At 62.8% G+C, this 7,136-nt stretch carries 13 protein-coding genes and 1 pseudogene; 9 read left to right on the plus strand and 5 right to left on the minus strand.

What is annotated here, in order from left to right; genetic code table 11:
• Positions 1-217 (plus strand): annotated as a pseudogene (locus EN914_RS18240) (TetR/AcrR family transcriptional regulator); the annotation flags it as partial.
• A 20-nt stretch (positions 218-237) separates the two neighbouring features.
• On the opposite strand, the gene EN914_RS18245 reads toward EN914_RS18240, so the two are convergent.
• The gene (locus tag EN914_RS18245; RefSeq protein WP_024505719.1) at positions 238-831 is read right to left on the minus strand and encodes a hypothetical protein; all 594 of its coding nucleotides are present in this window, start codon (positions 829-831) and stop codon (positions 238-240) included.
• A 110-nt stretch (positions 832-941) separates the two neighbouring features.
• Between EN914_RS18245 and EN914_RS18250 the strand changes: the two genes are divergently transcribed.
• Positions 942-2,072, plus strand: coding sequence for a metallophosphoesterase (locus EN914_RS18250; RefSeq protein WP_024505720.1), 1,131 nt, complete (start codon positions 942-944; stop codon positions 2,070-2,072).
• Between the two features lie 57 nt (positions 2,073-2,129).
• On the opposite strand, the gene EN914_RS18255 is transcribed toward EN914_RS18250, so the two are convergent.
• On the minus strand, positions 2,130-2,309 hold the full coding sequence (locus tag EN914_RS18255) for a CsbD family protein (protein WP_024505721.1): 180 nt from the start codon (positions 2,307-2,309) through the stop codon (positions 2,130-2,132).
• A gap of 197 nt (positions 2,310-2,506) precedes the next feature.
• Between EN914_RS18255 and EN914_RS18260 the strand changes: the two genes are divergently transcribed.
• The 7 genes from EN914_RS18260 (at position 2,507) to EN914_RS18290 (ending at position 6,029) form a co-directional block, all read left to right on the plus strand.
• Positions 2,507-3,160: a glutathione S-transferase family protein gene (locus EN914_RS18260; RefSeq protein WP_024505722.1), complete on the plus strand. Its 654-nt coding sequence runs from the start codon at positions 2,507-2,509 to the stop codon at positions 3,158-3,160.
• A 427-nt stretch (positions 3,161-3,587) separates the two neighbouring features.
• Positions 3,588-3,797, plus strand: a complete 210-nt coding sequence (locus EN914_RS18265) for a cold-shock protein (protein ID WP_010915421.1) — start codon at positions 3,588-3,590, stop codon at positions 3,795-3,797.
• Positions 3,798-4,156: 359 nt separating this feature from the next.
• Positions 4,157-4,384 (plus strand): hypothetical protein, encoded by a 228-nt coding sequence (locus EN914_RS18270; RefSeq protein ID WP_013532399.1) that lies wholly within the window; start codon positions 4,157-4,159, stop codon positions 4,382-4,384.
• The gene (locus EN914_RS18275; protein ID WP_013532398.1) at positions 4,384-4,791 is read left to right on the plus strand and encodes a hypothetical protein; all 408 of its coding nucleotides are present in this window, start codon (positions 4,384-4,386) and stop codon (positions 4,789-4,791) included. Before EN914_RS18270 ends, EN914_RS18275 begins: the two co-directional genes overlap by 1 nt.
• 1 nt (position 4,792) lies before the next feature.
• The gene (locus EN914_RS18280; protein WP_127389188.1) at positions 4,793-4,960 is read left to right on the plus strand and encodes a hypothetical protein; all 168 of its coding nucleotides are present in this window, start codon (positions 4,793-4,795) and stop codon (positions 4,958-4,960) included.
• Positions 4,961-5,015: 55 nt separating this feature from the next.
• Complete coding sequence (locus tag EN914_RS18285) at positions 5,016-5,336, plus strand: YkgJ family cysteine cluster protein (RefSeq protein WP_032809400.1); 321 nt, start codon at positions 5,016-5,018, stop codon at positions 5,334-5,336.
• An 81-nt stretch (positions 5,337-5,417) separates the two neighbouring features.
• On the plus strand, positions 5,418-6,029 hold the full coding sequence (locus EN914_RS18290) for a LysE family translocator (protein ID WP_013532395.1): 612 nt from the start codon (positions 5,418-5,420) through the stop codon (positions 6,027-6,029).
• A gap of 95 nt (positions 6,030-6,124) precedes the next feature.
• Here EN914_RS18290 and EN914_RS18295 read toward each other — a convergent pair whose 3' ends face one another.
• From EN914_RS18295 to EN914_RS39885, 3 genes are all read right to left on the minus strand, one after another.
• Entirely contained in the window at positions 6,125-6,511 is a 387-nt protein-coding gene (locus EN914_RS18295; RefSeq protein ID WP_024505723.1) for a nuclear transport factor 2 family protein, read from the minus strand.
• A 16-nt stretch (positions 6,512-6,527) separates the two neighbouring features.
• A complete protein-coding gene (locus EN914_RS18300) occupies positions 6,528-6,974 on the minus strand; it encodes an OsmC family protein (RefSeq protein ID WP_024505724.1) in 447 nt (148 codons plus the stop codon).
• Positions 6,975-7,008: 34 nt separating this feature from the next.
• Positions 7,009-7,136, minus strand: a 128-nt coding sequence (locus tag EN914_RS39885) for a zinc-binding dehydrogenase (protein WP_164778785.1), incomplete at its 5' end; no start/stop codon positions are given.

Raw genomic sequence — 7,136 nt, forward strand, 5'->3', positions numbered from 1 at the left:
GCAGGTGGGCAAGGACGAGGGCACGGACCCCGAACGCTTCGCCGCGCTGACGGTCGCCGCCTATTCCGGAGCGATGTCGATGGCCAAGACGGCGCAGGATGCAAGCGTGCTGCGGGATTGTCTGGCGGGGCTGGAGCGCAGCGCGCCGTCGCCATCGCAGGGCGCATTGGCGGCCAGGCGACGCAACAGAATACTGCCACGGCCGGGAACCCCTTGACTCGCCGTGCTCTGGTTCAGCTACTCGGCCAGTGGCTTGATCGTCTCGTAGCCGTTGACGGATTCCGAACTGGTGCCTTCATCGTAGCGCCGGGCGAGCGCTGCCTGCAGATCTGGCGCATAGAGGGCGGTAAATGAATCCAGCGTCTCGCCGGCACCGTTCTTGAAGGTCTCCTTGACCGCCAGGACATTGTATTTGCACTCGCCCAGGCTGAATGTCTCCTTGCCCTTCACGACCAGGCTCAGCGTCTTGGTGCCCTTCGGCGGCTTGTTCGGCGACAACTCGACGAACTCTATCGCGGCCTTTGTCCCCGCCTTCAGCGGAAACAGTTTTCGCAGATCGGAAAACGGGATCATCGCCTGGCGACCGGTGTCGCTGTCGCGAAACACCTCGATCAGGCCGGCGAACAGATACTGGGTTTGAGGCGATTGCGATTCGTAGGTGTTGACAACCGACATCATCCCGCCAGCCACGGGCCGAAATTCGCTCTGGATGCCGGGTCTCGCCAGAACGAAACCCTTCCTGGCGGACTTGACGTCGACGCAACCGGCCGCATGCGCAGTGCTCGCGCACAACATCGCGGCCAGGATCATGCAGATAGGTGCGGCTTTCATTTTTCGTCCTCCTCCGCTTGCGCAAGCGAGACATGCCAGACCCGTGGCGTCATGTCGATGATGGCGCAGAGGCGCTGGACGACCGGCCGCTGTCCATGCTGAATCAGCGTATGATGAATCGCCGTTCGACTGCATCGCTTTCCCGACGCAACTTCCTGGCGCAGGCTGCAGGATTTGCCGCGGCCGGCGCCTTGTCGCGCCCGGCCTTCAGCCAGATCGGGCAACGCGTCCAGTCGATCGACGCCACCTTCCTGTTCATCGCCGATGTCCATGCCTGCCGCATGGCGAGCGGCTTGAGCCCCAACTGCCTGCAGGAAGGCAAGACCGACGCCGCGCTGCTGCGCAACGTGGCGGTGCTGAATGCGCTTGGCGACAAGGACTGGCCAACTGAGATCAATGGCGTCGCCACCGGCCTGCGTTCGGCCGGCAGGATAGGCACGCCGCTCGGCCTTGTCGTCGGCGGCGACATCACCGACGATGGCGGCGGCCAGATCACGCAGCCGAGCGAGGGCACCCAACTGCTCCAGTTCAGCCAACGCTACAGCCAGGGCGTCGGTCCCGATCGCGTGCACATGCCGGTTTATATCGGGCTCGGCAACCATGATCTCGACCAGAACGGCCCGCCGCACCATGTCGACTGGTATCGGCGCGAACTGCGCGACTATGTCGAGGTCAACCATCGCGCCGGCGTGTTCTTCAAGCCGCCGGTGCCTGCCACCGACTACGATGTCGACACCGACTGTTACTCCTGGGACTGGGGCGGCCTGCATCTGATCCAGACGCATCGTTTCGCCGGCGATACCGGCCACGGCGCCGAGAGCAGCCTGCCATGGCTGAAGCAGGATCTGGCGACCTATGCGGCGGACGGCCGTCCGGTCATCCTGTTCCAGCATTATGGCTGGGACACTTTCTCGGTGGAACGTTGGGATGCCGCCAAGCGGCACTTCGACGATGACGGCAGTGGTGCGCCGCATTGGTGGAGCGAGGCCGACCGGCAGGCGTTGCTGGCGGCGCTGAAGGGCTACAATGTCGTCGGCATTTTCCATGGCCACCAGCACGAAACGCCGCTGATCTATCGCAGGGACGGGATCGACCTGTTCAAGCCGAAGGCTGCCTATATGGGCGGTTTCGCGCTGATCAGGGTGACCAGCGACGGCATGGACGTGGTGCTGGGCGAGGCGGCCGGCGATCACGGCGAGGTCGTCTTCACCAATGCTTTCAGCAAGGGTTGGAGCACCTGAAAAAGGCGGCCTTCGCGACCGCCTTTCCCTCGACAAAGCGCGTTTGTCTATGTCGGATCAGAGCGCCTTCTTGACCTTGTCCTTGACGTCGCCATAGGCCTTCTGCACCTTACCGGCGGTCCGGTCGCCCGTGCCTTCGGCCTGGGTCTGCCTGTTGCCGGTCGCCTTGCCCGCGGCTTCCTTGACCGAGCCCTTGACCTGCTTGGCCACGCCCGCAACCTGATCCTTGTTCACCATTTTTTGCGCATCTCCTGGGGTTCTGAATTCGGAGGAATTCATTTGCGGTAGCTAACGAGCCGGCGTCGGTTAGGTTCCAGGCGTCGCCCGGACGGCAGATCAGGTCGCGCGGCCGCCGCCCTGGGGCAGGCTGGTGGGCTAGGCTGCGAACACGCGTCGACCATGGAATTTGGATGGCCGTGCATGCGGGGAGAAAAATGGCTGAATTCACTCTCTATATCGGCAACAAGTGTTTCTCCTCATGGTCGTTGCGGCCATGGCTGGCGATGAGGCACCTGGAGATCCCGTTCGAGGAAGGTTTCGTGCGGCTGCGCACGCCTGAAACCTTTGCCAATCTGGCGAAAGTGTCGCCGACCGGTCAGGTGCCGGTGCTGAATCACAATGGCAAGATCGTCTGGGAAACCCTTGCCATCCTTGAATATCTCGCCGACCTGTTTCCCGAGAGAAATCTCTGGCCGGCCGATATCGACGCCCGCGCGCTGGCGCGTTCGGCCGCGAGCGAGATGCATTCCGGCTTTCGCGAAGTCCGCTATGGCTGGCCGATGAATTTGCGCCGGCCGAAGGGCCACAAGCCGCTCGACGCCGAGGGCGAGGCGCAACGCGCCCGCATCGAGGTGCTGTGGCGCGAGTGCCGGGAAAAATACGGCAGGGGCGGCCCGTTCCTGTTTGGCCATTTCACCGCGGCCGACGCCATGTATGCTCCTGTCGTCACCCGTTTCGACACCTATGGCGGCACGCTGGCGCCGGATACGCGCGCCTATGTCGACGCCGTGCTGGCAACGCCGGCGATGCGGCACTGGTATGCCGAGGCGGCCAAGGAGAGGTGGCCGGAACCCGGCCCGGACGAATAGCCGGATCCAACGAAAACGCCCCTCGCACCTTTTATCGTGCGGGGGGCGTCTTTGCCATCAACCGTTCTTTCGATTGCTCTCACGAACTGCTGACGACAAGGCATAAATGCGCCTTTGCGCGGATGGTTCCTGGATGCCAGAAAATTTTTTCAACTTGGCGCAAGCGCGCTGTTTGGCGCCCGGTTTGCCGTCATGCCAGCAGGTTTGGCCTGGCGTTTTGGGAGAAATCCGCATCTGTGGCTTTATGCAAATTTGACAGCGCGCCAAAAGAAGCCTACAAGCAAATCGTCGATATTTGTTTGACTGACTTTTGTTATCCGCGCTTTCGAGCGCGCCTTTGACGAACTTCCCACATCAAAAATCGGGACAAACGACGTTGTGCATCCGCATGGCGTCGAACGAATATTTGCCATGGAAAGGGTTCGTCATGAGCACCGGCACAGTTAAATGGTTCAACGCCACCAAAGGTTTTGGTTTTATTCAGCCTGACGACGGCTCGGCCGACGTTTTTGTCCACATCTCGGCCGTAGAGCGCGCCGGCATGCGTGACATCGTCGAGGGCCAGAAGCTCGGCTACGAGATGGTCCGCGACAACAAGTCGGGCAAGATGTCCGCCGACCAGTTGAAGGCGGCCTGAAAAACGAATTCTGCTCTCCCGGTGACCACGGATGTACTGGCACCGGTGAGTGGCGAATTCGGGCGCATGGCCGCGGCGACCTGAGTTTCCACGGCATATCATGTGCATAAGCAGGGCGTTCCCGTGCGGTGCATCCTTTTGGATGTCATCTGGTTGCGCGACGCTCTCATGGAAGGTCAGGCGGTGCCTGGCCTTTTTCATTTTCCGCGCCTTGCCGCCGAAAGTGCGCTGCGCGCCGGCCTGGACGTGCTAAGGGACGCTCCAGCAATTTGAATTCGCCGCGCGTATTGCTTTGTGCGTGATCCTGACCGAAGACCCGGTCTCGCTCCATCGGCACAGGCTCCTGACAGGAGAAAGATTTGACCACCAGTTCAAAGACAACCGTCGATCAGGCCGTGTCCCTGTTCAGCAAGACGCAAACCCAGTCGATGTCGCTCAACCGCATCAATTCCGAGCGCGACGCCGTCAGCGAGGCACGCGAAGCCAAGACCGCGCGTCTGCGCGAATTGCGCCTGGAGAAGGAGGCCGACGAGATGGCCGCCGCCGCCGCGCTAGCCGCTTTGCCGAAGCGGGCCGGACGACGCTGATGGCCACCAAACGCGTACCGCCAACACCGATCGCCGCCGACGCAACCATTGCCGATATGGTCGAAGGCCTCGACAAGCCGGTCGAATTCGTCCGGCGTGTGCTGGAAAAGCTCGAGCGCTGCAAGCGTGCCCACGGTGATGCCCAGGTTCGCGTCGGCGTGCGCGGCCGCGCCGAATGCCCGAACTACCTGATCGAGTATGTCCGCGAAGACGCCAAGACCCATGAGCGGGTGACGTATCAGGACGCCGCCTACAGCGGCAGCACGCATCGCGAGCTGGCAGCCCATCACATCGAGGCGGTGAAAAACTGGTCGCCCGAGGAAATGAACATCACGGCCGTTTCGGCGCTGATCGGCCGCCTGCGCAATCCGCGCGCCCCATCATCGCGCTTCGCCGACGAGGACTGACATGGCCATAAAATTCTCCTCCACGGATCAGCCGGCAGCCTCGGGTGCCGTGGCAAAACCGGCCAAGCCGGTTGCCGCGCCGAAAGCCGGCGACGCCACCGAGGCCGCGACCGACCTGTTCAAGTCGCCGGCGGATTCGCCGAAGGGCAAGACGGCCAAGAAGAAATAGCGCCTTGCCGCAAGACGCCGATCACAACCCCGCCGCGCCAGGGCTGTCCGCCCTGGTGGCCGCCGCAAGCGTTTTGTCGTCGCAACAGGGCACCTTCGATTGCCAAAGCTGCGGTGCCTGCTGTTCCTATTCGGCCGAGTGGCCGCGCTTTTCCACCGAGGATGACGCACAGCTCGACCGTATCCCGGAAAAATATGTCGCATCCGACCTGTCAGGCATGCGTTGCGAGGGCGTGCGCTGCTCGGCGCTGTCCGGCGAGATCGGCAAGTCGACCGCTTGCGGCATCTACGACGTGCGGCCGGACGTCTGTCGCGCCTGCATGCCCGGCGACGAGGAGTGTCTGATGGCACGCCAGGCGCTCGGATTACCGGTGTAGCCAATCTCCCGTCGCCTCCGCTTGTGCGCCGACCCGCAGCCCGGTACCTTCCTGGCCGGGTAGGGTGGCGGAGGAACCATCGTGAGCATCGAATTTCTGTTGACGTCCCTGATTGTCGTGGCTTCGCCCGGCACCGGCGTTCTCTACACGCTGAGCGCCGGCCTCTCGCGCGGTGCGCGGGCCAGCGTCATCGCCGCCTTCGGCTGCACGCTCGGCATCATCCCGCACATGGCCGCCGCCATCACTGGCCTGGCGGCGCTGCTGCACACCAGTGCGCTCGCCTTCGAGACGCTGAAATATCTCGGCGTCGCCTACCTGCTCTACATGGCCTGGAACACGCTGAAGGAAAAGGGCGGCCTCAGCGTCGAGCAGGATGTGACGCCGCGCTCGGCCGGCAAGGTGATTGCCACCGGTATCCTCGTCAACGTGCTCAATCCGAAACTGTCGATTTTCTTCTTCGCCTTCCTGCCGCAGTTCGTCAGCACCACCGAGCCCAATGCGCTGTCGAAAATGCTGGAACTGAGTTCCGTCTTCATGCTTTTGACCTTCGTGGTTTTCGTCGGCTACGGCATCTTCGCAGCCTCGATCCGCAGCCATGTCGTCTCGCGGCCAATGGTGTTGACCTGGATGCGCCGGACCTTCGCCGGCGCCTTCGTCATGCTCGGCGCAAAGCTGGCGCTGGCCGATCGGTAGCGGGGAGCGGTTCAGTCTCGCTGATCCGCTCTCCTTTGTTGCGCTATTCCGGGCGAAAAGCGGTTATGCGCTTTCGGGGCATTGCTCGGCGCGCGCTACCCCTTCACATAGCCCATCGCTTGGACGATCCGCCCATCGGCCACACGCATGAGGTTGACGCCGCGCAGCGAATTGCCGTCGGTCATGAAATAGCGCCAGCGGATCGTTGCCCGGTCACCGGCAACGAAGGTTTCCTCGATATCGAAGCGCGTGCCGGCTTGGGTCGCGATCGCCGTCCAAAGCCCGACGCACGCTTCCTTGCCGGCATGGCGGGCGCCGTCCGGCGCCGGCACGGTGTTCTCGATCACGCAATCGTCGGCCACCAGCTCGGCGAGTGCCGAAGGATCATGGCGCTGGAATACGTCGTTGTAGCGCCGCATGATCTCGGCCGTCTGCTGGGACAGACCGTACGCGTTTGCGTCCATGACAAGCTCCTGTGTCATCTTCTTTCTCCTGGCTTCATTGACCTTTGGTGGCTTCGACGAGCGTTGCCTTGAGGGTGATCTGAGACACGCCGCCAAGGGCCCGCGAGACGAGGCAGCCCGCCTTGGCGGACTGTGCAAGGCGCTCGAATTCATCTTCGGCAAGTCCCGCGACCTCTGCCTCGGTTTCGAGTTCGATGCGGGTGATCGTCGGACCGGCAGCGGTTGCGCCAAGATGCAACTTGGCGACGGTGCTGATGCTTGTCGGGACATGATTGGCGTTGCCCAGCATGGCGCTCAGCGCCATCGAGAAGCAGCCTGCATGCGCCGCGGCGATCAGTTCTTCCGGGTTGGTGCCCGGACCGTTCTCGAAACGCGACGGGAAGGAATAGGCGCCTTCGAAGACGCCGCTGCCGAGCCGCAACCGGCCCGAACCTTCCTTCAGCGTCCCTTGCCACTTGGCCGAGGCTTCACGAATTGTCATGGTCGTTCTCCCTTGGGTTTGAGGACTCGATGGGTCAGGCGCCGTCGATGATCACCTTCCCGAAGACGTCGCCCTGCTGGAAATAGCGATAGGCATCGCCGGCCTCGGTGAAGGCGAAGACCTTGTCGATGACGGGCCGCAGGCGGTGCTGCGAGACGGCGC

The sequence above is a fragment of the Mesorhizobium sp. M7A.F.Ca.CA.001.08.2.1 genome (assembly GCF_003998455.1).
GTDB classification, from domain to species: domain Bacteria; phylum Pseudomonadota; class Alphaproteobacteria; order Rhizobiales; family Rhizobiaceae; genus Mesorhizobium; species Mesorhizobium ciceri.

What these genes read in the sequence shown, in the direction of transcription:
- EN914_RS18245 (WP_024505719.1), bottom strand. Translation starts at nt 831, where the DNA reads ATGAAAGCCGCACCTATCTGCATGATCCTGGCCGCGATGTTGTGCGCG.
- EN914_RS18250 (WP_024505720.1), top strand. Translation starts at nt 942, where the DNA reads ATGATGAATCGCCGTTCGACTGCATCGCTTTCCCGACGCAACTTCCTG.
- EN914_RS18255 (WP_024505721.1), bottom strand. Translation starts at nt 2,309, where the DNA reads ATGGTGAACAAGGATCAGGTTGCGGGCGTGGCCAAGCAGGTCAAGGGC.
- EN914_RS18260 (WP_024505722.1), top strand. Translation starts at nt 2,507, where the DNA reads ATGGCTGAATTCACTCTCTATATCGGCAACAAGTGTTTCTCCTCATGG.
- EN914_RS18265 (WP_010915421.1), top strand. Translation starts at nt 3,588, where the DNA reads ATGAGCACCGGCACAGTTAAATGGTTCAACGCCACCAAAGGTTTTGGT.
- EN914_RS18275 (WP_013532398.1), top strand. Translation starts at nt 4,384, where the DNA reads ATGGCCACCAAACGCGTACCGCCAACACCGATCGCCGCCGACGCAACC.
- EN914_RS18280 (WP_127389188.1), top strand. Translation starts at nt 4,793, where the DNA reads ATGGCCATAAAATTCTCCTCCACGGATCAGCCGGCAGCCTCGGGTGCC.
- EN914_RS18295 (WP_024505723.1), bottom strand. Translation starts at nt 6,511, where the DNA reads ATGACACAGGAGCTTGTCATGGACGCAAACGCGTACGGTCTGTCCCAG.
- EN914_RS18300 (WP_024505724.1), bottom strand. Translation starts at nt 6,974, where the DNA reads ATGACAATTCGTGAAGCCTCGGCCAAGTGGCAAGGGACGCTGAAGGAA.